Below are 25,242 nucleotides of genomic sequence, written 5' to 3' on the forward strand. Positions count from 1 at the left end.
GCACGGCGGCGGCCATGGTGTTCAGAGCAGGGCTTCGGGAGTGATGGGCAGTTCCCGGATCCGGCGGCCGGTGGCGTTGAAGACCGCGTTGGCGATGGCGGGCGCCACTCCGACAATGACGATCTCACCGAGTCCCTTGACGCCGATCGGGTCGGCCTCGTAGTCCTCCCCCTCGATGTAGATCGCTTTCATTTCGGGCATGTCGGCGTGGGTCGGCACGAGGTAGTCGGCGAGGTTGGCGTTGACGATCCTGCCGTCGCGGTGGTCGGTGACCGTGTGCTCGAGCAGAGCCTGACCGATACCGCCGGTCATGGCCCCGATGGCCTGGCTGTCGGCGAGTCTCGGGTTGATGATCCGGGCGGCGTCGTACACGCCGACCATGCGTCGGACCCGTACCAGGCCGAGGCGGGCGTCGACGGCCACTTCGGCGAACGTCGCGGCGTAGGCGTAGAAGGAGAACTTCTCCGATTCCGACGCGCCGGCGTACGAGCCCATCGCTTCGAGGTGACTGCGGTTGTTGCGGGCCAGGAGGCGCTGGTACGTCTCCCCGCGTGTGGGCTCGTCCTTCACATACAGCCGACCGCCTCGTACGACGATGTCTGCGGCGTCCGCTCCGTACAGCGGTGAGTCCTCGTCCTTGACCGCGAGCGTGATCGCCTGCTTGCGCAGCTTGTCGCAGCCGTCCTGCACGGCGGATCCGACACTGGCCATGGTCCGCGAGCCGTGGTGGCCGGGGGCCGGGGGCATGAGGGAGTCGCCGAGCCGGAAGGTCACCTGACGCATGGTCAGGCCGAGGGCGTCGGAAGCGACCTGGGTCATGGACGTGGCCGTGCCGGGGCCCATGTCGCTGGTCGAGGACTGCACCAGGGCGGTGCCGTCGGCGTCGAGCCTGACCGAGGCCTGGGCCTCGCTGCGCTCGGTGTCGTAGACACCGGCAGCCATGCCCATACCGATGAGCCAGTCACCGTCACGCGTCGAGCGGGGCTTGGGGTTGCGCCGGTGCCAGCCGAACTCGCGGGCGCCCGCGCGGTAGCACTCGCGCAGGCGGCGGGTGGAGAACGGCCGCCCGCTGGACTCGTCATCGGCCGGTTCGTTGCGCAGCCGCAGCTTCAGCGGGTCCAGGCTCAGTTCGTGGGCGAGCTCGTCCATCGCCGACTCGATGGCGTAGGAGGCGGTGGAGTAGCCGGGACCGCGCATGAACCACGGCGTGCTCACGTCCAGCGGGACGTGACGATAGGCCTGGCGGACGTTGGGCGTGCTGTAGAGCATCCGGCCGGGTTGCAGAACGCCTTCGCTGTGCCTTTCGTAGCGGGAGCTCTCGGTGCGGATGTCGTGCGCCGACGCGGTCAGGCGGCCCTGCCGGTTGGCGCCCAGCCGCAGTTCGTACTCGTACGCGGGCCGGTATCCCACGCCGAAGTACAACTGCCTGCGGGTGAGCACGAGTTTCACCGGGCGTTTCACTTCGCGGGCGGCCAGGGCCGCGATGACGGAGTGCACCCAGGCGCGGGCGGCGCTGCCGAAGCCACCGCCGACAAACGGCGAGATGACGCGGACGTGGTCCGGCGGAATGCCGAACTCGCCGGACAGGGTGGACACGGTGCCCTGCACGTCCTGGGTCTTCTCCCAGACGGTCAGCCGGTCACCGTCCCAGTGGGCGACGATGCCGGCCGGCTCTATCGGGTTGTGGTGGTTGCGGGCCATCCGGTACGTCAAGTCCAGCTGGACCGGGGCCGAGTTCAAGGCTCCGTCGGCGTCGCCGCGTGCGTATGTCTCCGGTTCGTCGGCGGGGTCGGCCACGCTGATGTCGGTCGAGACAGGCTCGGCGTCGTAGGCGACCTCCACCAGGCTCGCGGCGTGCTGCGCGACCTCCAGCGTGGTCGCCAGCACGACCGCGACGGGCTGTCCGAAGAAGCGGACCCGGTCGTCCTGGAACGGGCGCAGCGGCTCACCCGGCGGGAATCCCCCTTCGACGGGCGGCAGTTTGGGTGCGTTGAGGTGGCTGATCACCTTCAGGACGCCGGTCTGGCCTTCGGCGGCACGGGTGTCGATGCCGGTGACACGGCCACGGCCGACGCTGCTGTCGACGATGACCGCGTGCACGACCCCGTCGGGGCTGTTGTCGGCGGCGTACTTCGCTCTCCCGGTCACCCTCAGCCGTGCGTCGACCCGGGGCACCGCCGCACCGACCGCTGCCTGTGGCTGGCTCATGTGGTGCCTCCTACGGTGCGCAGCTGGCGTTCGACGGTGCGTTTGAGCAGCTCGGCCTTGAAGCCGTTGTGCGTGAGGGGGCGGGCCCCGTCGGCCGCGTGCCCGGCGGCCTCGGCCCACAGCCGGTCCGAGGGGCGTTCGCCGATGAGGGCTTGCTCGACGGCGGGCAGCTTCCAGGGCACGGTGCCCACACCGCCGGCGGCGACCTTTGCCTCGCGGATCACGCCGCCGCCGATGTGCAGGGCGACCGCGGCCGAGGTGAGCGCGAACTCGTAGGACTGACGGTCGCGCACCTTCAGGTAGCCGGACCTCAGTGGGCGCGGATGGGCCGGGATCTCCACAGCGGTGATCAACTCACCTGGTTCGAGGGCCTGTTCGCGGTTCGGGGTGCTGCCCGGCTGGAGCAGGAACTCAGCGAAGGGCACGGTGCGTTCGCCGTCCGGGCCCAGCAGGTGGAGGGTGGCCTCCAGTGCGGCGAGGGCGACCGCGAGATCGGAGGGGTGCGTGGCCACGCAGCTGTCGGAGGTGCCGAGGATCGCGTGGCTGCGGTTGTAGCCGTCCCGCGCCGCACACCCGGAGCCCGGCTCGCGCTTGTTGCAGGCGGCGGTCACGTCCCGGAAGTACGTGCACCGGGTGCGCTGCATGATGTTGCCGCCGATGGTGGCCATGTTCCGCAGCTGAGCCGAGGCGCTCAGCTCCAGCGTCTGGGAGATGACGGGGTACAGGGAGCGCACCTTGGAATGGGCGGCGGCCTCGGCCATGCGGACCAGGGCGCCCATGCGCAGGCCCCCGCTCCTGGTGACGGTGACCTCGCGCAGGGGCAGGGCGCTGATGTCGACCAGCGAGCCCGGGCGTTCGACGGTCTCCCGCATCAGGTCGACGAGCGTGGTGCCGCCCGCGATGTAACGCCCGCCGCGCCGACCGGCATTGAGGGCCTCTCGCGTGTCCGCGGCCTTGGAGTAGGTGAAGGGGTACATGGGAATCGGTCCTCACTTCCGGCCGGCGGCCTGCTCGACCGCGCGCCCGATCTTCACGTAGCAGCCGCACCGGCAGAGATTGCCGCTCATCCACTCCCGGATCTCCTCCGGGGAGCCGGTGTGACCCTCCTGGACGCACCCGACGCCCGACACGATCTGGCCCGACGTGCAGTAGCCGCACTGGAAGGCGTCCTGGTCGATGAACGCCTGCTGCAGGGGGTGCAGCCGGTCGCCCTTGGCCAGGCCCTCGATGGTGGTGACCTCGGCGCCGTCCAGCCGCACCGCCAGCGTCAGGCAGGAGTTGACCCGCTGTCCGTCGACCAGGACGGTGCAGGCGCCGCAGGCACCGGCGTTGCAGCCCTTCTTGGAACCGGTCAGGTCCAGGTGCTCGCGCAGCAGGTCGAGAAGCGAGGTGCGGTTGTCGATCGCGACGGTGTGCCGGACGCCGTTGACCGTCAAGGAGACGCGGCTGCCGGGCGCCGCCTCGGCAGCCACCGCCGCCACGGCGCCGAGCGGTGGCGCCCCGGCGACCAGGCCACCGGCCACGACCGCTCCCCCGACGGCCGTGCTCGCGGCGATAAAGGTACGCCGGGACGGCACGGAGGGGGACACAAGGGGGTCGATGGGGGAAGTCGCTGCTGGGTCGGGACGTTCGGTGGACATGTCCACGCTCCCTCGGTGTGGGTACGGGTGGTGAAGGGCGTACCGGTGGTCGCGTCGATCGCGAGGGTGCGCCGGTTGCTCAGACGGGCTGTTCCAGGTATCGGACACCACTTGACTCACAGTCATCCAGAGGTTGTTGCCCCAAGCATCGAGACACCCGATGCACCCGGGGAGGCCAACACGTCAGACGATGCTGGGCAGGCCGGTGATCCGGCTCAGGTCGTGGAGTGCCTGGGCGTTGTCCCGGAAGTGCACGGCCTGCCAGCCCTGGGCCCGGGCGGCCTCGCAGTTCTCGGCGAGGTCGTCGATGAGGACGCAGTCGCCGGCTTCGGTGCCGGCCGTCTTCGCGGCCAGGTCGAAGATCCTCGGGTCCGGCTTGCGGACGCCCACTTTGCAGGAGTCGATGAGGCAGTCCACCTCCCCGGCGGGCGCAACGATGGGCTGCCAGTAGGGCTCCCACTCCACGACATTGTTCGACAGGATCCCGACGCGGAAGCCGTTGTCCCGGGCGTAGCGCAGCGCGCAGACCATGACGGGGTTGGCCATGACGCCGTCGAACCACTGCTCGCCGAAGGTCTCCAGCCGTGCGCGGGACAGATCGATGCCGGGATGCCTGCCGGCCAAGGCGCGGGCCAGGGCGCGGCCCCACGTCGCCTCCGTGATGACGGCGAGTTCGACGGGGGCGAGCGTAGGCATGTTCATCTCCGCCGCGACGTCCTTCATGGCGGTCTTGAGTTGGTCCGGTGTGATCCCCGTCTTCTGGTGGTAGGCGTCGTACAGCTCATCCAGAGGCGGTGAGAGAACGCCGCCGCAGTCGAACCAGATCATGGGCATGCTCCCTGGGGTCGAAGGCGGGGGATGCTCAGTCGGCCTGGAGGGCCAGCGGGACGGTCTCGGGAACGAGCCGGCGACCGATGGGGGTGGCGCACAGCAAGCCAACCTCGGCTGTGGAGATCACTGCCTCGTCCTGTGTGGTCCGGAGACGGAAGGTCACGCCCGGCCGGTCGGTTTCCTCTTCATCGACCAGTTCGGCCCGGCAGGTGGTCGGCAGTTCGAACTCGCCGAAGCGGGTGAAGGCAGCGACGCAGCGGGTCAGGGTGAGCCGGTGCGGGGAGAGGCCGAGCAGCTCGTGTGCCGTGTGCAGTGCCGTCTGCCGGTAGGCCTCGAATGGTCCACCAGCACCTTGGCCACCAGTTCGCGGCCGATGACCGCCGAGTCCGACAGGACGACGTTGTACGGCGAGTGCCGTCCCACCGACGCGGGATGCAACCGTCCGGTACCGGGGTTCGCGCGCGTGGGTTCGGGGCCGAGGCCGGAACGGCCGCGTTCGCGGAGGTCCTGCCAAGCCTGGGGCGGCATCCACTGGATGGTCATGGCCATGGAAGCAGCGTCACGACCGTCCAGGGCCAGCCTCATCCGCAGCGTCACTCCGACCAGTTCGCCGCGGCGGCGTTTCTCCGCCTCGATCTCGACGCCGAGGAGAGCGTGACCGGGTCTGTCTCCGATGAGCAGCGCCCCGTGGTCCAGCACGGCCAGGTCGCCGTCGTTGAAGGTGAACTTGTTGTCGGGCGGTGCACCCAGGTGCTCGTGGGCCACCAGGATCGACGTCTGGCGAAACACCTCGAGCAGCAGAGGGTCGTAGGCCGCAGGTGTCGCGAGGTGATCGTTGCAGTAGCTGTGCACTCGGGGAATTTGCGCCGCGACGAGGAATTTCGCATCGGTTTCACGCTTCGTATCTGTCAGGAATACCTCACAGACGGCAGCACGGTGAACCAGATGCCGGGAAACCGTAGCCGAATATAAAAGGCCATTGGAAGCCGACCTGGACAAGCCTGTTTCCTCCTTCAAGCTTGGGTTCGAAAAACCGGGTTCGGAACACGCACCAGGCTTCACCACTTGACCCATGGCTATCCAGAGGTTGTTGCAGCAAGCATGTTTATATCTGCCGGCGGCCATGGAGCGGCGCGGGATTCGACAGCCCGGCCGTCACGCAACGATGCGAACTCGTTCGCCGCCACCCCCTCCACAACCGCCGCTACCGGACGGTAATGTCGCGCCCCGCCGGACGCACGTGGCCGGCGGGTGAGCGCGAAGGAGCCCTCATGGCGATGGACATGCCGGCGGAGATACAGGCGGCCCACGACCGGTGGGAGCGCATGTGGACGCACCGGGAGCACTTGCTCAAGGTGGCCCGCCGCAGGTCGATGTCCCTGGAGGACGCCGAGGACGCCGTGCACGAGGCGATGCTGCGCGCGGCGGAGCGCCCCGACCTGGACGACGAGCGGCTCGCCGCCTGGCTGACCACGGTGACGATACGGCTGTGCGTCGACCGTTACCGGCAGGTCAGCCGGGAGGCCGAGGTGCGCAGTAGCCCGACGCTGATCGCTCCCGGACCGGTGCCGGTCGATGAGGCGGTGTGCGACCGGGCCGAGGCCAGGTGGCTGGCCGTGCGCAGCGGGGAGCTGCCCGCGCGCCAGGCGGAGGCGATCCGGCTGAAGTCGGAGGACCTGGACGTGAGCCAGGTCGCCGTGCGGATGGGCCTGAGCTATCGGACGGTCGAGTCGCTGCTGGCCCGCGCCCGCCGGACGCTGCGCAACTCGCTCGCCGGCACGCTCGGCCTCGCGCTGTTCCTCTGCGGCCGGGGTAGGCCGCGGGCGAGCCATGCCCAGGCCTTGGCGGCGGCCTCGACGGCGGCGACGCTGGCCGTGGCCGGCTTTGTGCTGCCGTACACCGACGACTGGGACGGACAGGGGGCGGCGCCACGGGTCGCCGTCTCCCCGGAGCCGGAGGCGTGGCAACAGCCGGACGACGAGAAACAGGCGGCGACGGCTCCGGGCGGGCGCGAGGCCCCGGACGCCTCGACCACCGCCGCCCCGGACGTGAGGCGGACCCCGGGCGACCGGTCGCTGCTGCCGCTGTCCGTGCCGCCCCTGCCGAAGATCTCCGCGGCACCTGACCTGTCCGCTCCCGAGGTGCCTGACGTGCCCGAGGTCCCGGAACTCCCGACCGTCTCGGACGTCCCGGACGCGCGCGACCTGCCCCAAGCCGTGCCGAGCGCCCCCACCCTCCCCGCCGCCCCCGAGGCTCCGACCGCACCCACCGCGCCCTCCGCTCCCACCACACCGGTCGACGCGCTGCCGTAGCCGCCACGCACCCCCGCTCCAAAGAATTCGCCCCCACCCCTCCCGACCCCCACTCACCCCCGTCCGAAAAAAATCCGCATCCGCCGCGACGGACGCCCCGCCCCTCCCCGTAGAGCAGATGTCGGAGCTGCTCCACGGCTGAAGGGTGAACCGGATGGGTGTCGAGATCTGTGTGGAAGGGCTGACCAAGTCCTTCGGTCACCAGGTCATCTGGCAGGACGTCTCGCTGACGCTGCCCGCCGGGGAGGTCTCGGTCATGCTCGGCCCCTCGGGTACGGGCAAGTCGGTGTTCCTCAAGACGCTCGTCGGACTGCTCAAGCCGGAGCGCGGGTCGATCACGGTCCAGGGCAGGGACATCACCAAGCTGCGTGAGCACGACCTGTACGAGGTGCGGAAGCTCTTCGGCGTGCTGTTCCAGGACGGCGCGCTGTTCGGGTCGATGAACCTGTACGACAACATCGCCTTCCCGTTGCGCGAGCACACCCGCAAGCCGGAGAGCGAGGTCCGGCGGATCGTGCTCGAGAAGATGGACATGGTCGGTCTGATCGGCGCCGAGGAGAAGCTGCCCGGCGAGATCTCCGGCGGTATGCGTAAACGGGCGGGACTGGCCCGGGCGCTCGTCCTCGACCCGGAGATCATCCTCTTCGACGAGCCGGACTCGGGACTCGACCCCGTGCGCGTCGCGTATCTCAACCAGCTGATCGTCGACCTCAACGCCCAGATCGACGCGACCTTCCTCATCGTCACGCACGACATCGCCTCGGCCCGCCAGGTCCCGGACAACATCGGACTGCTGTTCCGCCGCGAGCTGGTGATGTTCGGGCCCCGTGACCGCCTGCTGACCAGCAACGAACCGGTCGTACGGCAGTTCCTCAACGGCCGGATGCAGGGGCCGATCGGCATGGCGGAGGAGAAGGACGCCGCCCAGGTCGAGCAGGAACTGGCCCAGATCGGCGAGCACATCGAGACCGAGCACCTCACGCCCCGGCTGCTGCCCAGCCCCGGCATCCCCCGCCCGCCCCGCTGGCAGGCCATCGCGCGCCGGGAGGAGGAGGTGGCGCACGCATGAGCCTCAATCCCGTCGGCGCCCTGCGTCACTCCGGCAGTCTCTTCGCGATGGCCCTGGACGTCGTACGGACCGTCCCCAAACGGCCATTTCAACTAAGAGAGTTCATCCAGCAGGCCTGGTTCATCGCCAGCGTCACGATCCTGCCGACCGCCCTCGTCTCCATCCCCTTCGGCGCGGTCATCGCCCTCCAGATCGGCAGCCTCACCCGGCAGTTGGGCGCCCAGTCCTTCTCGGGCGCGGCCTCCGTCCTGGCGGTGCTGCGCGAGGCCTCGCCGATCGTGACCGCCCTGCTCATCGCGGGCGCCGGCGGTACGGCGATCTGCGCGGACCTCGGAGCGCGGAAGATCCGCGAGGAGATCGACGCGATGCAGGTGCTGGGCATCGACCCGATCCACCGGCTGGTCGTGCCGCGCGTGCTGGCCTCGATGGTGGTGGCGGTGCTGCTCAACGGCCTGGTGTCGGTGGTCGGCGTGGCGGGCGGCTACTTCTTCAACGTCGTCCTCCAGGACGGCACTCCGGGCGCGTATCTGGCCTCGTTCACCACGCTCGCCCAGCTCTCCGACCTGTGGGCGGCCGAATTCAAGGCGCTCGTGTTCGGCGCGATCGCCGCGATCGTCGCCTCGTACAAGGGACTCACCGCGAAGGGCGGCCCGAAGGGTGTGGGTGACGCGGTGAACCAGTCGGTGGTGATCACCTTCATGTTGCTGTTCGTGACGAACTTCGTGATGACCGCGGTGTACTTCCAGGTCGTCCCGCAGAGGGGCTGAGCGATGAGACTTCTCGACCGCCCCCTGAAGTCCCTCGAGGACCTGGGCGCTCAACTCACCTTCTACGGCCGCTCGCTGGCCTGGACCGGCCGCACCCTGCGCCGCTACAAGAAGGAGATCCTGCGGCTGCTCGCCGAGGTCAGCTTCGGCCGGGGCGCGCTCGCCGTCGTGGGCGGCACGGTCGGCGTGATCGCCTTCCTGTCGTTCTTCACCGGCACGGAGGTGGGCCTGCAGGGGTACGCCGCGCTCAACCAGCTCGGCACGTCCAACTTCGTGGCGTTCCTGTCGGCGTACTTCAACACCCGGGAGATCGCCCCGCTGGTGGCCGGGCTCGCGCTGTCCGCGACGGTCGGCGCCGGGTTCACCGCGCAGCTCGGCGCGATGCGGATCAGCGAGGAGACCGACGCCCTGGAGGTCATGGGCGTGCCCTCGCTGCCGTTCCTGGTGACCACGCGGATGATCGCCGGATTCGTCGCCGTGATCCCGCTGTACGTGGTCGGGCTGCTGTCCTCGTACTTCGCCGCCCGCACCATCACGACCGGCTACTACGGGCAGTCGGCGGGCACCTACGACCACTACTTCCAGCAGTATCTGCCCCCGGTCGACGTGCTGTGGTCCTTCGGCAAGGTGCTGGTCTTCGCCGTCGTGATCATCCTGGTGCACTGCTTCTACGGCTACTACGCGAGCGGCGGTCCGGCGGGCGTCGGCGTCGCGGTGGGGCGGGCCGTGCGGACGTCGATCGTGGCGATCAACGTCCTTGACTTCTTCCTGTCGTTGGCGATCTGGGGCGCCAACACGACCGTACGGATTGCAGGGTGAACCGCCGTATGAGGGTACTGAGGCTGCGGTTGTACGGCGTCGTCTTCATCGCCGTACTCGCCCTGCTGCTGTCGCTGTCCGTCGCCGTCTACCGGCAGGCGTTCACGCCGGTGGTGCGGATCACGCTGGAGGCCGACAGCCTGGGCAACCAGCTGGACCGGCGGGCCGACGTCAAGCTGCGCGGGCTGCTGGTAGGCGAGGTGCGCGCGGTGCGGGCCGACGGGACGAAGGCGACGCTCGACATCGCGCTCAAGCCGGAGCACGTCTCGCACATCCCGGCCGATGTGCACGCGCGGCTGCTGCCCAAGACGCTGTTCGGCGAGAAGTACGTCGATCTGGTCGTCCCCGCCGGCTCGTCCGCGCGATCGATCCGCGCCGGCGACGTGATCACCCAGGACCGCACCCGCGTCGGCATCGAACTCCAGCAACTGCTGAATGATCTGCTGCCGCTGCTGCGGACCGTCCGACCCGGCGAGCTCAACGCCACGCTGTCCGCGTTCGCCACGGCCCTCGAAGGGCGCGGCGACCGGATCGGCGCCAACCTCACGCGCGTGGAGGCCTACTTGCGCAAGCTCAACCCGCATCTGCCGTCCCTGAAGGAGGACATCGCGCGGTTCGCGGACGTCGCCGAGGTGTACGGCGACGCGGCGCCCGACCTGATGCGGATCCTGCGCAACACGGTGATCACCAGCCGCACGCTGGTGGAGAAGAAGGATCAGCTCGCCGCCGCGCTCATCTCGACCACGACCGCCGCCGGCACGGCGGACGGCTTCCTCGACCGGACCGGTGACCGGCTGATCACCCTGGGCCGGGTGTCCCGCCCGACGCTCGATCTCTTCGCCCGCTACTCGCCTCAGTACCCGTGCCTGCTCGACGGACTGGTCCGGCAGGAGGAGGCCTCGGAGGAGGCGTTCCGTGGCGGGAGGATGCGGATCACCCTGGAAGTCGTACGGCAGCGACCGGCGTACGAACCCGGCGAGGAGCCCTCCTACGGCGAGCGGTCCGGCCCGAACTGCCGGGGCCTGCCGCACCCGAGCGTGCCCGCGCCGCACACCAAGCTCAATGACGGCACATCCGAGGTGTCCGGCACCCGCGCCGAACAGCGCGCCGTCGGCTCCCTCGTGGCCCCCGTCCTGGGCGTGCCCGCCGACGAGGTGCCGCCGGTCGCGACGCTGCTGTTCGGGCCGATGGCCCGCGGGACGGCGGTGAGCGTCGCATGAGCACGACGAAAGCACGCCGGACCGCCGGACCGCTGATCAAGTTCAGTCTCTTCGCCCTGGTGACGATCCTGGCGACGGCCCTGCTCGCCGCCACCATCGTCAACATCTCCTTCACCCCCACAGACACCTACCGCGCCGTGTTCAGCGACGTCACCGGCCTGGAGGAGGGCGACGACATCCGCGTGGCCGGGGTGCGGGTCGGCGAGGTCGAGGGCATCCGGATCAAGGACCGGACCCGCGCCGAGGTCACCTTCACGGTCACCGAGGAGCGCCCGCTGCTCACGAGCACAGGTGCGGTCGTCCGCTACCGGAACCTCGTCGGGCAGCGGTACGTCGCCCTGACCGAGGGCGTGGGCGACGGCACCCGGCTGCGGCCCGGCGCAACGATCCCGCTGTCGCGGACGCAGCCCGCGCTGGATCTAAACGCGCTGCTGAACGGCTTCAAGCCGCTGTTCGCCGCGCTCAGCCCCAAGGACGTCAACCAGCTCGCGACCGAGATCATCAAGACCCTCCAGGGCGAGGGCGGCACGGTCAACAGCCTGCTCGCGCACACGGCTTCGCTCACCACGACGCTCGCCGGCCGGGACAAGCTGATCGGCTCGGTGATCGACAACCTCAACACCCTGCTGGGGACGCTCGACCAGCGCGGCGCCCGTTTCTCCGGGCTGCTCAAGCAGCTGCGCCGGGTGATCTCGGGGCTGTCCGCCGACCGCAAGCCGATCGGTGAGTCGCTGGTGAGCATCGGCGACCTGACGGAGGCGACATCGGGGCTCTTGCAGGACGCGCGTCCGCCCCTCAAGGACGACATCGCCGAGCTGACCGATCTCACCGGGACGCTCAATGACAACGAGAAGACCGTGGAGGGCGTGCTGAAGCGGCTGCCGAACAAGCTCAACGAGCTGACGGGGACGGCGTCCTACGGCTCGTGGTTCAACTTCTACCTCTGCGACTTCGACGGCCGGATCGTGCTGCCGAAGACGAAGCAGGTGCTCACTCCCGAGATGCACGTGGCGAGGGCGAGGTGCGCGGGATGAGCATCCGGGTCCGAAGGAAGCGCAAGCCCCAGCCGCTGTTCAAGGTGCGCGTCGAGCCGCCGAGGCTGCCGCGCGTCCGGCTTCCGCACCTGCCTCCCTTCCGCGAGCAGAACCCCGTGGTGATCGGCGCCGTAGGCCTGACCACCCTCGCGCTGCTGGCCGTGGCCGCGTTCAACGCGGACAGCCTTCCGGTGATCGGCGACGGCGAGACGTACAGCGCGGCCTTCGCGGAGGCGGGCGGCCTCAAGCCCGGCGACGAAGTGCGGATCGCCGGGGTCAAGGCCGGCAAGGTCGAGGAGGTCGATCTGGACGGCGACCACGTCAAGGTCACCTTCAAGATCAAGGGTGACCCGGGGTTCGGCACCGCGACCGGGGCCTCGATCCGAGTCAAGACGATCCTCGGCGCCAAGTATCTGGCCCTGCACCCCAAGGGCCGGGGGCAGTTGAAGCCCGGCACCGAGATCCCGCTGACGCGGACCGTCCCCGCGTACGACGTCGTACAGGCCTTCAGCGATCTGACGACCACCACTGAAGAGGTGGACACCGACCGGCTGGCGACGGCCCTGGACACCATCTCCACCACCTTCCAGGACTCGCCCGCCGAGGTACGGGCGTCCATCAAGGGCCTGTCGAAGATCTCCCGGACGGTCGCCTCGCGCGACAAGGCGCTCGGCGAACTCCTCGACCATGCCAACGGCGTCACGGGCGTACTGGCCCAGCGCACCGAGGACTTCACGGCCCTGGTCAAGGACGGCGACGCGCTGTTCAAGGAGATCAGCAAGCGGCGCCAGGCCATCCACAAGCTGCTGAAGACCTCCGCCGCGCTCGGCGTCGAACTCTCCGGCCTGGTCGAGGACAACGCCAAAGAGATCGGCCCCGCGCTCAAGGGCCTGAACCAGGTGGTCGAGATGCTCGAACGCAACCAGTCGAGCCTGGACCGCAGCGTCCGGCTGCTCGCGCCCTACGTCCGCGTCTTCTCCAACACCCTCGGCAACGGCCGCTGGTTCGACTCCTACGTCCAGAACCTGGTCGCCGCCCCGGTGGTGCCGAGCACGGGAGGCTCACGATGAAGCGGCGCCTGGCACTGCTCCTCGCCCTGACCCTCGTCGCCACGGCCGCCTTCGTGCTGTGGCCGCGCCCCGGGAAGGTGCGCGTCACCGCGTACTTCCCGCGCACCGTCGGCATCTACCCCGGCTCGGACGTTCGCGTGCTCGGCGTCCGCATCGGCGGGGTGAAGACGATCACGCCGGAGGGCGGCCGGGTGCGGGTGGAGCTGGAGTACGACGCGGGGCACAAGGTGCCGGACGACGCCCAGGCCGCGATCATCAACTCCTCGGTGGTCAGCGACCGTTATGTGCAGCTGCTGCCGGTGTACCGGGAGGGTCCGGCGTTGCGGGACGGCGCCGTCATCCCCGAATCGCGCACGGCCGTACCGGTCGAGCTGGACCGGATCTTCGACAGCTTGCACACCACCGCCGAGGCGCTCGGCCCCGAGGGCGCCAACAAGGACGGCTCCCTGTCCCGGCTGCTCGGGGTGAGCGCGGACAACCTGGAGGGCCAGGGCGGGAACATCCACCAGACCGTGAAGGACCTCTCGGAGGCGGTCACCACGCTGTCCGACGGCCGCGGGGACCTGTTCGGCACCGTGCGGAACCTCCAGGTGTTCACGGCGGCGCTGGCGGCCGACGACAAGAGCGTGCGGTCGTTCAACACCAGCCTCGCCGAGGTGGCGGAGCAGCTGGCCGGGGAGCGCAAGGATCTCGCGGCGGCACTGCGGAACCTGGGCACCGCGCTCGGCGACGTGTCCGCGTTCGTGAAGGCCAACAAGAAGTCGCTCACCTCGAACGTGAAGGGCCTCAGCAAGGTGACCAAGGTGCTCGTCGACCAACGGGCCGCGCTGGAGGAACTGTTGGAGGTCGCCCCCACCGGTCTGTCGAATCTCCAGAACGCCTACAACGCCTCCTCCGGCACGCTCGACACCCGCAACAACGCGCAGACATCACAGGATCCGGCCGCGCTGCTGTGCTCCATTCTGCGGACCACCGGTGACGAGGGCGGCGCGAACCCGGACTGTGCGGAGCTCAAAAAGCTCTTCGGCTCCCTGCCCGAGGTGCCGAAGGCGCCCACCGTGCCGAGTACGGGCACGGTCGACCGGACCCTCGGCGGAATCCTGGGGGGCCGCGCATGAGGCGCAAGGCAGGTGCGCTCGCCTGGGCGGCGGTCGGTTCGCTGCTGCTGTCCGGCTGCGAGTTCAATGGCTGGTACGACGTCGAGCTGCCGGGAGGCGCGGCCTCGGACGGCCGCGCGTACCGCGTCACCGTCGAGTTCCGCGATGTCCTCGATCTGGTGCCGCAGTCCGCCGTGAAGGTCAACAACGTGACCGTGGGCGCGGTGGAGAAGGTCGAGCTGGACGGCTGGCACGCGCGAGTACGGCTGCGGGTCGCCGACTCGGTGAAGCTGCCCGCCAACGCGGTCGCCGAGCTGAGGCAGACCAGCATGCTCGGCGAGAAGTACGTGGCGCTGTCCGCCCCGCCCGGCTCCGATCCCGTGGGCCGGCTCCGCGACGGCGACCGCGTCCCGCTGAGCCGCAGCGGCCGCAACCCGGAGATCGAGGAGGTGCTGTCCGCGCTCTCAGCGCTCCTCAACGGCGGTGGGGTGGCCCAGCTCAAGACGATCACCGTGGAGCTGAACAAGGCCCTGGCGGGGCGCGAGAACCGGGTCAAGTCCCTGCTCAAGGAGCTGAACACGTTCCTGGGCGGCCTGGACGACCAGCGCGAGGACATCATCCGCGCGCTCGAGGCCGTCGACCGGCTCGCGGGGCGGCTCGGGAAGGAGAAGAGGACGATCGCCAAGGCCGTCGACACCATGCCACCCGCCCTCAAGGTGCTCGCCGACCAGCGGCGCGACCTGACCAAGATGCTCACCGCCCTGTCGAAGCTGGGCACGACGGGCACCAGGGTGGTCAAGGCCTCCCGGGACGACACGGTCGCCAACCTCAAACAGCTGCGGCCGATCCTGGAGCAGCTCAACAAGGCGGGCGACGATCTGCCCAACTCCCTTGAGCTGCTGACCACTTACCCCTTCCCTCGCAACGCGGTCGACGCCATCAAGGGCGACTACGTGAACCTCGCCATCACCGCCGACCTCGATCTGGCGAGCATCTACGGCAACCTGACGGAGAAGCCGGGTGACGAGGGCGGCACCCCCGACGCACCGGACCTGCCGGATGCCCCGGAACTCCCCGACGTACCCGATCTACCCGGCCTGCCGAGCGTGCCGACGCCCGCACCCGGCCTGCCCGACGCACCGACGGCCCCCTCCGCGCCGTCCGACGGCGGCCCGCTCTGCCCACCGGTGTGCACCGCCGCGTACGGCACCGGCGCGTACGGCACCGGCACCGCCCGGGGTCTGCCGCCGGGGATCGACCTCGCCCTCGCGGAGCTGATGCTGAAGGGGATACAGCCGTGATCACACGTACGGTCAAGGCCCAGTTGCTCGCCTTCGCCACGGTCACCGCCGTCGGCGTGTCCTACGTCGGCGCCGAGTACACGGGCCTCGTCGACAGCCTCCTCGGCCGCGGCTACACCGTGCGGGCCGACTTCCCTGATTCCGGAGGCATCTTCAAGGGCGCCGAGGTCACCTACCGCGGGGTGCCGGTGGGCCGGGTCGGCGCGTTGAAGCTGACCGGCGCGAGCGGGGTCTCGGTCTCGCTCGACATCGAGGACGGGGCGCCGCGCATCCCGGCGGACACGCTTGCCGTGGTGGCGAACCGTTCGGCGGTGGGCGAGCAGTACGTCGACCTCCAGCCACGCACGGCCGGTGGGCCGTATCTGCTTCAAGACAGCACGATCCCCCGCGACCACACGCGCGTGCCGCTGCCCACCACGGATCTCGTCCTCAGCCTCGACCGGCTGGTCAACTCGGTCGGCAAGGACGATCTGCGCGTCACCGTCGACGAGTTGGGCAAGGCCTTCTCCGGCACCGGCCCGCATCTGAGCAGGCTGGTCGACTCGGGCAACGCGCTCGTCGAGTCGGCGTCCGAGTCGCTGCCCGAGACGATCTCGCTGATCGAGGACTCCCGAAAGGTGCTCAAGACGCAGGCCGACCAGGGCTCGTCCATCAAGGCGTTCTCACGCGATCTCGCCCTGCTCACCGCACAGTTGAAGTCGAGCGACGGGGACCTGCGCAAGCTCATCGGCAACGCGACACCGGCGGCCGTCGAACTCAACTCGCTGCTGAAGTCGGTCGAGCCGCGGCTGTCCGTGCTGCTGGCCAACCTGATCAGCGGCGGGCAGGTCACGCTCGCGCGGCTGCCCGGCGTGGAGCAGGCCCTGGTCACCTTCCCGGTGGTGGTCGCGGGCAGCCACACCGTCGTCCCCGGCGACGGCACCACCCACTTCGGCCTGGTGGTGAACGCCGACGACCCGCCGCCCTGCATCCAGGGCTACGGCACCGCCCGGCGCGACCCGGCGGACACCAGCACTCGCGAGGCGAACACCGACGCCCGCTGCACGGCCCCACGCGGCAGCGACACCTCGGTGCGCGGCGCGCAGAACGCCCCCGGCGCGTCCTCGCGCGGCGGGGCCAACCAGGCGGCGTACGTCACGCCGTACGACCCGGAGACCGGCACTCTCACCGGCCCGGACGGAACGCCCGTCGAGATCGGCTCGACGGGCGGCCAGCAGACCGTCTTCGGAAAGGAGTCGTGGCAATGGCTGCTCGTCGGACCGATGGCATGAACGGGCTCGTGTTCCATGCGACCCGGAGCCTGATCACCCGAGCCGGACGAGCCGGACGCTCCAGAGCCCTGTCCGTGGGGCTCGTCGTGGCGACCGTCCTGACCACCGCGGCGGCGCTCTGGCTGAGCAGCCTGCTCTACGACCAGCGCCAGGCGGAACAGCGCCGGCAGGACATCCTGGCGGCGGCCCGGCAGTCGGCGCTCAACTTCACCTCCCTCGACTACCGGCGCTACGACCGGGACAGCGGCAATGTGCTCAAGAGCGCGACCGGCGACTTCAAGAAGGAGTTCGCCGCGCAGACCGAGGAGTTGACCGAACTTGTCGCGCGGAACAAGTCCGTGTCCGAGGGCCAGGTCCTCGACGCGGGCATCGTCCGCTCCGACGAGCGCTCGGCCCGTGTGCTCGTGGTCGCCGACAGCAAGGTGACCAACACCGCCGTGCCCAAGGGAGAGGCACGCACATACCGGCTGCAGCTCGACCTCGTCCACGAGGACGGCCGCTGGCTGACCTCCGACGTCGAGTTCGTGGGCTGAACAGCGCCGACCACCGCCGTATCACCCAGTGAGGAGTGAGACCGTGGCGAAACCCACCACCCGAGGCCGCGGCGCCGGTTCCCCGACCCGGCACACGATGACGGCGGCGGCCCGCGCCGCGGCCAGGCGCGCGGAACGCGGCCACCACGACGCCGGCCCGGCGACCGCGGTGGCCGAGGCGCCGTCGCTCGCCGGGCGCACCGTGGTCATCGAGCCCCCGGACGGCTGGGACGACCCGCCGGAGCCGACGCCGAAGGACTTCGCGGAGGACGACTCCGGCTCCGGTGCGCGGCGTTCCCGGAGAGGACTGCTCACCGTGCTCGTGGCCGTGCTGCTGCTGGCGGTCCTGGTCGCCGTCGCCGTACTCGGACAGCGGTACCGGGAGGGCGAGCAGGCCGAGCAGGCGCGCGTGCAGGCCCTTGAGGCCGCCCGGAAGGCGGCGCCGGTCGTGCTGTCGTACGACCACCGGCGTCTGGACCGGGACTTCGCCGCGGCGGGCGACCGGCTGACCGGGACGTTCCGCGACGAGTACCGGAAGACCACGCGGACCGTGGTCGGGCCGACGGCGAAGAAGTACGACGGGGTGGTGAAGGCGACGGTGGCCACGGCCTCCGTCGTGTCGGCCTCGCCGGACCGGGCCGTGGTCCTGCTCTTCGTCAACCAGGTGACCGAGAGCACCCAGGTCACCGGCTCCCGGGTGGATCTGAACCGGGTGCGAATGACGATGACCCGTACGTCCGACGGCTGGAAGGTGAGCGCCGTCAACGCACTCTGAACTGCCCCTCCCGAGCGCCCCCGCGTCCCTCGCGCGGGGGCGCTCTTTTTTGCCGGTCGCTCTTGACAGCCGCCGCAGGCCACAGGCAGTCTTCCATTAAGCAGAAACGAACTTCCGCAATACGGAATATCGATCGCAACGGAAGGGAGCGCCGGCCCCCATGGGATTCGCAGAGCAGCGCTTCAACGTCAACCTGTCGATCCTCTTCACGGAACTCCCGCTCCTGGAGCGCCCCGCGGCCGCCGCCGCGGCCGGCTTCACCGCGGTCGAGCTGTGGTGGCCCTGGGTCGACTCCCCCACCCCCGAGCAGTCCGAGCTCGACGCCCTCAAGAAGGCGATCGAGGACGCGGGCGTCCAGCTCACGGGCCTGAACTTCTACGCCGGACAGCTCCCGGGCCCGGACCGCGGCGCCCTGTCGATCCCGGGTGAGGAGTCGGAGAGGTTCCGCGCCAACATCGATGTGGCGGCGGACTTCGCGCAGTCCCTGGGCTGCAAGGCGCTCAACGCCCTGTACGGCAACCGCGTCGACGGCGTGGACCCGGCCGAGCAGGACGCGCTGGCGCTGGAGAACCTCGTCCTCGCGGCGCGGGCGGCCGACCGAATCGGCGCGATCCTGCTGATCGAGGCCCTGAACCAGCCCGAGTCACCGCGGTACCCGCTGGTGTCGGCCCCCGCCGCCGTCGGCATCGTCGACAAGGTCAACTCGGCGACGGGGCTCGGCAACGCGCGCTTCCTCATGGACCTCTACCACCTGTCCATGAACGGCGAGGACTTGCCGCAGGTGATCGAGCAGTACGCGGCGAAGACCGGCCACGTGCAGATCGCCGACAACCCGGGCCGCGGCGCTCCGGGCACGGGCTCGCTGCCCCTGGAAGACCTCCTCGACCAGCTGAAGAAGGCGGGCTACGACGGCTGGGTCGGCCTCGAGTACAAGCCGGGCGACCGCCCGAGCGCCGAGGCCTTCGACTGGCTGCCCCGCTGACCCCCGCACCGAAAGGCACCCCATCATGAGCAACCTTCCCAAGATCGCGTGGATCGGCCTCGGCATCATGGGCTCCCCCATGTCCGAGAACCTGATCAAGGCGGGCTACGACGTCACCGGCTTCACCCTGGAGCAGGACAAGCTGGACCGGCTCGCCGCCGCCGGTGGCACCGCCGCCGGTTCGATCGCCGAGGCCGTGCGGGACGCCGACGTGGTCGTCACGATGGTGCCCGCCTCCCCGCAGGTCGAGGCCATCGCGTACGGCCCGGACGGCATCCTGGAGAACGCGAGGTCCGGCGCGCTGCTGATCGACATGTCCTCGATCACCCCGCAGACCTCGGTCGGCCTGGCGAAGGCGGCCAAGGACAAGGGCATCCGCGTCCTGGACGCGCCCGTGTCCGGCGGTGAGGCCGGTGCGATCGAGGCCGTACTGTCGATCATGGTCGGCGGTGAGCAGGCCGACTTCGACACCGCGAAGCCGATCTTCGAGGCGCTGGGCAAGACCATCGTGCTGTGCGGTCCGCACGGCTCGGGTCAGACCGTGAAGGCCGCCAATCAGCTGATCGTCGCCGTGAACATCCAGGCGTGCGCCGAGGCCGTGGTCTTCCTGGAGAAGTCGGGCGTGGACCTGACGGCCGCGCTGGACGTCCTGAACGGCGGGCTGGCCGGCTCCACCGTGCTGACCCGCAAGAAGGACAACTTCCTGAACCGGGACTTCAAGCCGGGCTTCCGGATCGACCTGCACCACAAGGACATGGGCATCGTCACGGACGCCGCCCGCAACGTCGGCGCGGCCCTGCCCGTCGGCGCGGTGGTCGCCCAGCTGGTCGCGTCCCTGCGCGCGCAGGGCGACGGCGGCCTGGACCACAGCGCACTGCTGCGTGCCGTCGAGCGCCTCTCCGGCGCCCAGCTCTGACGAGCCACCCCGAGACTTCCGGGCCGCGGCGGCGCTGACAACTGTCCTGTCGCGCCCAGGCGCCGCCGCGGCCCGGAATCAACTTCAACAAACTGTTGACGTCCAGTTCGCCCCACTCCTAGGCTCCACAAAGCGGAAGTTCTTTTCCGAAACTTCCCGCTGACACCCGCATGGAAGGTCCAGATGTCGAAGCGCGTGCTCACCACCGAGTCCGGCGCCCCGGTCGCCGACAACCAGAACTCCGCCTCCGCCGGCATCGGCGGCCCGCTCCTGCTCCAGGACCAGCACCTCCTGGAGAAGCTGGCGCGCTTCAACCGGGAGCGGATCCCGGAGCGCGTGGTGCACGCCCGCGGCTCCGGCGCGTACGGCTACTTCGAGGTGACCGACGACGTCACCGGCTTCACCCACGCCGACTTCCTGAACACGGTCGGCAAGCGCACCGAGGTCTTCCTGCGCTTCTCGACCGTCGCCGACAACCTGGGCGGTGCGGACGCGGTCCGCGACCCGCGCGGTTTCGCGGTCAAGTTCTATACGGAGGAGGGCAATTACGATCTCGTCGGGAATAACACCCCGGTCTTCTTCATCAAGGACCCGATCAAGTTCCCCGACTTCATCCACTCGCAGAAGCGCGACCCGTTCACCGGCAAGCAGGAGCCGGACAACGTCTGGGACTTCTGGGCGCACGCCCCCGAGGCCACGCACCAGGTGACCTGGCTGATGGGCGACCGCGGCATCCCGGCGTCGTACCGCCACATGAACGGCTACGGCTCGCACACCTACCAGTGGACCAACGCCGACGGCGAGGTCTTCTTCGTCAAGTACCACTTCAAGACCAACCAGGGCATCCGCTGCCTCAGCAGCGAGCAGGCCGCGGAGATCGCGGGCAAGGACCCCAACTCCCACCAGACGGACCTGCTCCAGGCGATCGAGCGGGGCGTCAACCCGTCGTGGACCCTGCACGTCCAGGTCATGCCGGCGGCCGAGGCGGCGGACTACCGCTTCAACCCCTTCGACCTGACCAAGGTCTGGCCGCACAAGGACTACCCGCTCCAGCGCGTCGGCCGGCTGGTGCTGGACCGCAACCCGGACAACGTCTTCGCCGAGGTCGAACAGGCCGCGTTCTCCCCGAACAACTTCGTTCCGGGCATCGGCCCCTCCCCCGACAAGATGCTCCAGGGCCGCCTGTTCGCCTACGCGGACGCCCACCGCTACCGCCTGGGCGTCAACCACACCCAGCTCGCCGTGAACGCCCCGAAGGCGACGACCGCTCAGAACTACGGTCGCGACGGCTTCATGGCCTCCAACTCCCAGGGCCGCCACGCCAAGAACTACGAGCCGAACTCCTACGACGGCCCGGCGGAGACCGGCCGCCCGCTGTCGGCCCCGCTGGCGGTGAACGGCCACACGGGCACGCACGAGGCCCCGCTGCACACCAAGGACGACGACTTCTTCCAGGCGGGCGAGCTGTACCGCCTGATGTCCGCCGAGGAGAAGTCCCGCCTGATCGCGAACATCGCCGGCGGCCTCTCCCAGGTCTCCCGCGACGACGTGATCGAGAAGAACCTGGCCCACTTCCACGCCGCCGACCCGGAGTACGGCAAGCGGGTGGAGGAGGCCGTCCACGCCCTGCGCGAGGACTGAGAGGTCTGAGAGGACCGACCAAGACGGCCCGCGACAGCCGAACGGCCCGGATGAGGGGTGGCCGGAGGCAGGGCGCGGGCAGGCCGGGGACCGCGGCGGCTTGCGAGCCAGTGCGGTGGTGAAGGACCCGAGTTCCCCTTCTCGACCTGAGGGAAGGCGTTCCAGGCTCCGTCGCATCCGCCGCGGCCCCAGCCATACAAGCCCCGTCCGGCAGCGCGAACGTCCTGTCGCGCCCAGCCTCGCGCCGCCGGACGGCCACAACCCTAGAGCCTGTGTCACATCCCCGGTCGGGCGCCCGACGCCTGGCACGCACGCTCGCCGCGTTGCCGAAACGTCCTAGTAGCTCCTCCCCCATCGAGGACGCTCCGGCGCCTTGCGATCGCACGCACCAGACGCCGCGCGCTGATCCGACCGGGGATGTGACACAGGCTCTCACCGGGCTGAAGAGCGCCGGATACGGACGGTCCCGTATCCGGCGCTCTTCGGTGTTCCCGGGGTGCGGAACCGGCGCGTCCGCAGCAGCCTGAAGGCATGGCACATCCAACGGAGCATCCGCACATCGTGGTGCATCCGCCTGCCCTGGACGGCTCCCGGCGGGTCACGTCGGGCGACGAGACACTGGGGATCGCCACGCACGAGGACGACGTGAGCGAGATCCTGCGGCTGGCCGACCTGTATGTCACGGACCTCGCGGAGAGCGACTTCATCGAGTGGCAGGGCGGCGGCCCCGACGACTGGCCGGGCCTGTCGGAACACCACGAGCACCATCAGCACCACGAGCACTGAGCCACGTACGCCACCGGTCGTACGCGGTCTACGGAACCCTCAAATCATCCTCTGAACAGCCTGCCGCACGGCATCAACCGGCCTCTCGTGGGGGCACATTGGTGTCATGCCGGGCCCGCCGGCACGGGGGCGGCGGGCCCGTAGCGGCCCAGTGAGCACACGCAGAGGGGCGGCCCAGCCTTCCGGCTGGACCGCCCCTCTCGCGGTTACGCCTGTCAGACCTTCAGCGTCTTGATCGACGTCGGCGCATGGCCGGGCTCGGTCGCGAGCTCCTCGAACTCGACGACGTTGCTGATGTCGTTGGTCGTCGACATGGAGATGTTGGTGATCCGCTCCAGGATCGCCTCGACGACCACCGGCACCTGGAACTCGGCAGCGAGCTTCTTGGCCTTCTCCAGCGCCGCGCCCAGTTCGTTCGGGTCGGTCACCCGGATCGCCTTGCAGCCCAGGCCCTCGGCGACCTTGATGTGGTCGACGCCGTAGACGCCGATCTCGGGCGAGTTGATGTTCTCAAACTCCAGGTTGACCTGGAAGTCGATCTCGAACGCCCGCTGCGCCTGGCGGATGAGGCCCAGGTAGGAGTTGTTGACCAGGACATGGACGTACGGGATCTTGTGCTGTGCCCCGACCGCCAGCTCCTCGATCATGAACTGGAAGTCGTAGTCGCCGGAGAGCGCCACGACCTGTGCCTCCGGGTCAGCCTTGGCGACGCCGAGCGCGGCCGGGACGGTCCAGCCGAGGGGGCCCGCCTGGCCACAGTTGATCCAGTGGCGCGGCCGGTAGACGTGCAGCATCTGGGCGCCGGCGATCTGCGAGAGGCCGATCGTGGAGACGTACCGGGTCTCCGGGCCGAAGGCCTTGTTCATCTCCTCGTAGACACGCTGCGGCTTGATCGGGATGTTGTCGAAGTGCGTACGGCGCTGGAGGGTGGCCTTCTTCTCCTGGGCAGCAGCCGCCCATTCACCCCGATCAGGCAGCTTGCCCGCCGCCTTCAACTCCCGTGCCACCTCGACGAACAGCTCAAGCGCGGCCTTCGCGTCCGACGCGATGCCGTAGTCCGGCGCGAAGATCTTGCCGATCTGGGTGGGCTCGATGTCGACGTGGACGAACGTCCGGCCCTCGGTGTAGACGTCGATACGGCCCGTGTGGCGGTTGGCCCAGCGGTTGCCGATGCCGAGGACGAAGTCGGACTCCAGGAAGGTCGCGTTGCCGTAGCGGTGCGAGGTCTGCAGGCCGACCATGCCGGCGTTCAGCTCGTGGTCGTCGGGCAGGACGCCCCAGCCCATGAGGGTGGGGACGACCGGTGTGCCGGTCAACTCGGCGAATTCGACGAGGAGTTCAGCGGCGTCGGCGTTGATGACTCCGCCGCCGGCCACGATCAGCGGGCGCTCGGCGGCGTTCAGCATGCCGATCGCCTTCTCGATCTGGGCGCGGGAGGCGGCGGGCTTGTAGACCGGGAGGGGCTCGTACGTGTCCGGGTCGAACTCGATCTCCGTCAGCTGGACGTCGATCGGCAGGTCGATGAGGACGGGGCCGGGGCGTCCGGATCGCATGAGGTGGAAGGCCTGCTGGAAGACGCCGGGGACCTGCGCGGCCTCCAGGACGGTGACGGCCATTTTCGTGACCGGCTTGGCGATCGAGGCGATGTCGACGGCCTGGAAGTCCTCCTTGTGGATCACGGCGGTCGGGGCCTGGCCCGTGATGCACAGGATCGGGATGGAGTCACCGATGGCGGAGTACAGGCCGGTGATCATGTCGGTGCCGGCGGGGCCGGACGTACCGATGCAGACACCGATGTTGCCGGGGTGGGTCCGGGTGTAGCCCTCCGCCATGTGCGAGGCGCCCTCGACATGCCGGGCGAGGGTGTGCTGGACACCGCCGGAGGCCTTGAGCGCCGCGTAGAACGGGTTGATCGCCGCGCCCGGGACACCGAACGCGTTGCTGACGCCCTCGCGCTTGAGGATCTCGACTGCCGCGCGGGCAGCGGTCATACGAGCCATGGAGTACTCCTGCTTCGGCTGTCGGTTCGCACTCCCGTCGCGCCCCGCGGTGAGTACTTCCGTTTGTTTTCCGTATAGTGGAATTGCTTTTCTGCTATCTGGAATCAATGTAGGTGGGGCGGGGAAGGGCAGTCAAGAGACGGACAAGCAGGCGTTTTCTGGAGGACGATGGCCTCGCTGTCCCGGTGTGCGGTCGTGATCTCGTCCTGGAGTGGGCCATGTCCGAGAGCGTGTCGGTACGCTGCCCCGCCTGTCGGCGTGAGCAGCTCTACTCGGCGCCGTCCTATCCGTGCGCGTGCGGGGCGCCGGTGATCCCGCCGCTCGATCCGGCGGGGACCGCGACGGCCGTCACCCACCCGGTCTGGGACGAGCAATGGGTCACCGTGCGCTGCGCCGCGTGCGGCCGCAGCGACCAGTGGCCGCGGCCGGAACTGGGCTGTCCCTGCGGAACGCTGCTGCGGGTCCCGGTGGCGCGGGCGGATGCCGAGGGCACGGTGGCCGAGCCCGCGCCGCCCGTCCCCCGTCGCGCTTTCACCCCGGTGACCATCCGCACGGCCCGCGACGCGGTCACCGCCGCGGCCCTGTATCTGCGCTGGCTCGGCTACCAGGACATCCGCCGGGCGGACCAGCGGCCCCCGTCCGGCATCGGCCTCGCCGCGCGCGGCCTGCTGGCCCAGGTCGATCCGACCGTGCGCCCGGCCTCACTCCGGGACGTGGAGTGCCTGTGGCTGACGGCCATGACGGAGTCCGCCGGTTGCGTCTACTTCTCCCTCGCCGGCTATGCCACGGATGCGCGTAGCCGCGCCGACGACCTGGGCGTGCCGCTCTTCGTCCTCGATCTCACGGGGACGCCGCAGCCGGTCAACAGTCTCGCGGACGACCTGGATGCGGGGGCCTGCGGCGCGTGAGCGGTCCCCTGGAGGTGCCGCGATATGCCGTCGGTTCTCTGCGGCGCCGTCGTGGCTGGTCG

24 protein-coding genes and 1 pseudogene are annotated in these 25,242 nt (G+C 69.7%); 17 read left to right on the plus strand and 8 right to left on the minus strand.

Annotated elements, in window-relative coordinates:
• Positions 1-21: 21 nt before the first annotated feature.
• From AB0I98_RS01300 to AB0I98_RS01330, 7 genes and pseudogenes are all read right to left on the minus strand, one after another.
• On the minus strand, positions 22-2,208 hold the full coding sequence (locus AB0I98_RS01300) for a xanthine dehydrogenase family protein molybdopterin-binding subunit (RefSeq protein WP_362933465.1): 2,187 nt from the start codon (positions 2,206-2,208) through the stop codon (positions 22-24).
• Entirely contained in the window at positions 2,205-3,185 is a 981-nt protein-coding gene (locus AB0I98_RS01305) for a xanthine dehydrogenase family protein subunit M (protein ID WP_362933468.1), read from the minus strand. Before AB0I98_RS01305 ends, AB0I98_RS01300 begins: the two co-directional genes overlap by 4 nt.
• A gap of 12 nt (positions 3,186-3,197) precedes the next feature.
• Complete coding sequence (locus tag AB0I98_RS01310) at positions 3,198-3,848, minus strand: (2Fe-2S)-binding protein (protein ID WP_362933471.1); 651 nt, start codon at positions 3,846-3,848, stop codon at positions 3,198-3,200.
• A 183-nt stretch (positions 3,849-4,031) separates the two neighbouring features.
• Complete coding sequence (locus tag AB0I98_RS01315) at positions 4,032-4,676, minus strand: HAD family phosphatase (RefSeq protein ID WP_362933474.1); 645 nt, start codon at positions 4,674-4,676, stop codon at positions 4,032-4,034.
• Positions 4,677-4,710: 34 nt separating this feature from the next.
• Positions 4,711-4,842: a hypothetical protein gene (locus tag AB0I98_RS01320; RefSeq protein WP_362933785.1), complete on the minus strand. Its 132-nt coding sequence runs from the start codon at positions 4,840-4,842 to the stop codon at positions 4,711-4,713.
• Positions 4,843-4,992: pseudogene (locus tag AB0I98_RS01325) on the minus strand (gamma-butyrolactone biosynthesis protein); the annotation flags it as partial.
• Positions 4,941-5,678: an AfsA-related hotdog domain-containing protein gene (locus AB0I98_RS01330; protein WP_362933477.1), complete on the minus strand. Its 738-nt coding sequence runs from the start codon at positions 5,676-5,678 to the stop codon at positions 4,941-4,943. The gene AB0I98_RS01330 and the pseudogene AB0I98_RS01325, both read right to left, overlap by 52 nt.
• A 272-nt stretch (positions 5,679-5,950) precedes the next feature.
• Here AB0I98_RS01330 and AB0I98_RS01335 point away from each other — a divergent pair, with 272 nt between their 5' ends.
• The 16 genes from AB0I98_RS01335 (at position 5,951) to AB0I98_RS01410 (ending at position 22,272) form a co-directional block, all read left to right on the plus strand.
• A complete protein-coding gene (locus AB0I98_RS01335; RefSeq protein ID WP_362933480.1) occupies positions 5,951-6,991 on the plus strand; it encodes a sigma-70 family RNA polymerase sigma factor in 1,041 nt (346 codons plus the stop codon).
• 154 nt (positions 6,992-7,145) lie between these two features.
• The gene (locus AB0I98_RS01340) at positions 7,146-8,060 is read left to right on the plus strand and encodes an ABC transporter ATP-binding protein (RefSeq protein WP_362933483.1); all 915 of its coding nucleotides are present in this window, start codon (positions 7,146-7,148) and stop codon (positions 8,058-8,060) included.
• Positions 8,057-8,827, plus strand: coding sequence for an ABC transporter permease (locus AB0I98_RS01345; RefSeq protein ID WP_362933486.1), 771 nt, complete (start codon positions 8,057-8,059; stop codon positions 8,825-8,827). Before AB0I98_RS01340 ends, AB0I98_RS01345 begins: the two co-directional genes overlap by 4 nt.
• Before the next feature lie 3 nt (positions 8,828-8,830).
• Positions 8,831-9,646 carry an ABC transporter permease gene (locus AB0I98_RS01350; protein ID WP_210571729.1) on the plus strand — a complete coding sequence of 272 codons (816 nt, stop codon included), beginning with the start codon at positions 8,831-8,833 and terminating at the stop codon, positions 9,644-9,646.
• A gap of 8 nt (positions 9,647-9,654) precedes the next feature.
• Entirely contained in the window at positions 9,655-10,866 is a 1,212-nt protein-coding gene (locus tag AB0I98_RS01355) for an MCE family protein (RefSeq protein ID WP_362933489.1), read from the plus strand.
• Positions 10,863-11,900, plus strand: a complete 1,038-nt coding sequence (locus AB0I98_RS01360) for an MlaD family protein (RefSeq protein ID WP_362933492.1) — start codon at positions 10,863-10,865, stop codon at positions 11,898-11,900. Before AB0I98_RS01355 ends, AB0I98_RS01360 begins: the two co-directional genes overlap by 4 nt.
• Positions 11,901-11,989: 89 nt before the next feature.
• Positions 11,990-12,970: an MCE family protein gene (locus AB0I98_RS01365; RefSeq protein ID WP_362933767.1), complete on the plus strand. Its 981-nt coding sequence runs from the start codon at positions 11,990-11,992 to the stop codon at positions 12,968-12,970.
• Positions 12,967-14,088, plus strand: coding sequence for an MCE family protein (locus tag AB0I98_RS01370; protein WP_362933495.1), 1,122 nt, complete (start codon positions 12,967-12,969; stop codon positions 14,086-14,088). The genes AB0I98_RS01365 and AB0I98_RS01370 overlap by 4 nt, the downstream gene beginning before the upstream one ends.
• The gene (locus AB0I98_RS01375; protein ID WP_362933498.1) at positions 14,085-15,368 is read left to right on the plus strand and encodes an MCE family protein; all 1,284 of its coding nucleotides are present in this window, start codon (positions 14,085-14,087) and stop codon (positions 15,366-15,368) included. The genes AB0I98_RS01370 and AB0I98_RS01375 overlap by 4 nt, the downstream gene beginning before the upstream one ends.
• Positions 15,365-16,639 (plus strand): MlaD family protein, encoded by a 1,275-nt coding sequence (locus tag AB0I98_RS01380; RefSeq protein ID WP_362933501.1) that lies wholly within the window; start codon positions 15,365-15,367, stop codon positions 16,637-16,639. The genes AB0I98_RS01375 and AB0I98_RS01380 overlap by 4 nt, the downstream gene beginning before the upstream one ends.
• Complete coding sequence (locus AB0I98_RS01385) at positions 16,606-17,172, plus strand: hypothetical protein (RefSeq protein WP_362933504.1); 567 nt, start codon at positions 16,606-16,608, stop codon at positions 17,170-17,172. Before AB0I98_RS01380 ends, AB0I98_RS01385 begins: the two co-directional genes overlap by 34 nt.
• 43 nt (positions 17,173-17,215) lie before the next feature.
• Positions 17,216-17,947 carry a hypothetical protein gene (locus AB0I98_RS01390; RefSeq protein ID WP_362933507.1) on the plus strand — a complete coding sequence of 244 codons (732 nt, stop codon included), beginning with the start codon at positions 17,216-17,218 and terminating at the stop codon, positions 17,945-17,947.
• A 160-nt stretch (positions 17,948-18,107) separates the two neighbouring features.
• Positions 18,108-18,929, plus strand: a complete 822-nt coding sequence (locus AB0I98_RS01395; protein WP_362933510.1) for a TIM barrel protein — start codon at positions 18,108-18,110, stop codon at positions 18,927-18,929.
• Positions 18,930-18,954: 25 nt separating this feature from the next.
• Positions 18,955-19,845: a 2-hydroxy-3-oxopropionate reductase gene (locus AB0I98_RS01400; RefSeq protein ID WP_362933513.1), complete on the plus strand. Its 891-nt coding sequence runs from the start codon at positions 18,955-18,957 to the stop codon at positions 19,843-19,845.
• 183 nt (positions 19,846-20,028) lie between these two features.
• Complete coding sequence (locus tag AB0I98_RS01405; RefSeq protein WP_362933516.1) at positions 20,029-21,486, plus strand: catalase; 1,458 nt, start codon at positions 20,029-20,031, stop codon at positions 21,484-21,486.
• Positions 21,487-22,017: 531 nt separating this feature from the next.
• Positions 22,018-22,272, plus strand: a complete 255-nt coding sequence (locus AB0I98_RS01410; RefSeq protein WP_362933519.1) for a hypothetical protein — start codon at positions 22,018-22,020, stop codon at positions 22,270-22,272.
• Positions 22,273-22,487: 215 nt separating this feature from the next.
• Here AB0I98_RS01410 and gcl read toward each other — a convergent pair whose 3' ends face one another.
• Entirely contained in the window at positions 22,488-24,272 is a 1,785-nt protein-coding gene (gcl, locus tag AB0I98_RS01415) for a glyoxylate carboligase (RefSeq protein ID WP_362933522.1), read from the minus strand.
• A 218-nt stretch (positions 24,273-24,490) separates the two neighbouring features.
• Here gcl and AB0I98_RS01420 point away from each other — a divergent pair, with 218 nt between their 5' ends.
• Complete coding sequence (locus AB0I98_RS01420) at positions 24,491-25,180, plus strand: hypothetical protein (protein ID WP_362933525.1); 690 nt, start codon at positions 24,491-24,493, stop codon at positions 25,178-25,180.
• Positions 25,181-25,242 lie beyond the last annotated feature (62 nt).

The sequence above is a fragment of the Streptomyces sp. NPDC050211 genome (assembly GCF_040656035.1).
In the GTDB taxonomy this organism is placed as follows: Bacteria; Actinomycetota; Actinomycetes; order Streptomycetales; family Streptomycetaceae; genus Streptomyces.

Coding starts and splice junctions, on each gene's coding strand:
- AB0I98_RS01400 (WP_362933513.1), top strand. CDS start 18,955: ATGAGCAACCTTCCCAAGATCGCGTGGATCGGCCTCGGCATCATGGGC.
- AB0I98_RS01335 (WP_362933480.1), top strand. CDS start 5,951: ATGGCGATGGACATGCCGGCGGAGATACAGGCGGCCCACGACCGGTGG.
- AB0I98_RS01410 (WP_362933519.1), top strand. CDS start 22,018: ATGGCACATCCAACGGAGCATCCGCACATCGTGGTGCATCCGCCTGCC.
- AB0I98_RS01315 (WP_362933474.1), bottom strand. CDS start 4,676: ATGATCTGGTTCGACTGCGGCGGCGTTCTCTCACCGCCTCTGGATGAG.
- AB0I98_RS01305 (WP_362933468.1), bottom strand. CDS start 3,185: ATGTACCCCTTCACCTACTCCAAGGCCGCGGACACGCGAGAGGCCCTC.
- AB0I98_RS01350 (WP_210571729.1), top strand. CDS start 8,831: ATGAGACTTCTCGACCGCCCCCTGAAGTCCCTCGAGGACCTGGGCGCT.
- AB0I98_RS01405 (WP_362933516.1), top strand. CDS start 20,029: ATGTCGAAGCGCGTGCTCACCACCGAGTCCGGCGCCCCGGTCGCCGAC.
- AB0I98_RS01420 (WP_362933525.1), top strand. CDS start 24,491: ATGTCCGAGAGCGTGTCGGTACGCTGCCCCGCCTGTCGGCGTGAGCAG.
- AB0I98_RS01300 (WP_362933465.1), bottom strand. CDS start 2,208: ATGAGCCAGCCACAGGCAGCGGTCGGTGCGGCGGTGCCCCGGGTCGAC.
- AB0I98_RS01395 (WP_362933510.1), top strand. CDS start 18,108: ATGGGATTCGCAGAGCAGCGCTTCAACGTCAACCTGTCGATCCTCTTC.
- AB0I98_RS01345 (WP_362933486.1), top strand. CDS start 8,057: ATGAGCCTCAATCCCGTCGGCGCCCTGCGTCACTCCGGCAGTCTCTTC.
- AB0I98_RS01355 (WP_362933489.1), top strand. CDS start 9,655: ATGAGGGTACTGAGGCTGCGGTTGTACGGCGTCGTCTTCATCGCCGTA.
- AB0I98_RS01375 (WP_362933498.1), top strand. CDS start 14,085: ATGAGGCGCAAGGCAGGTGCGCTCGCCTGGGCGGCGGTCGGTTCGCTG.
- AB0I98_RS01370 (WP_362933495.1), top strand. CDS start 12,967: ATGAAGCGGCGCCTGGCACTGCTCCTCGCCCTGACCCTCGTCGCCACG.
- AB0I98_RS01310 (WP_362933471.1), bottom strand. CDS start 3,848: ATGTCCACCGAACGTCCCGACCCAGCAGCGACTTCCCCCATCGACCCC.
- gcl (WP_362933522.1), bottom strand. CDS start 24,272: ATGGCTCGTATGACCGCTGCCCGCGCGGCAGTCGAGATCCTCAAGCGC.
- AB0I98_RS01340 (WP_362933483.1), top strand. CDS start 7,146: ATGGGTGTCGAGATCTGTGTGGAAGGGCTGACCAAGTCCTTCGGTCAC.
- AB0I98_RS01360 (WP_362933492.1), top strand. CDS start 10,863: ATGAGCACGACGAAAGCACGCCGGACCGCCGGACCGCTGATCAAGTTC.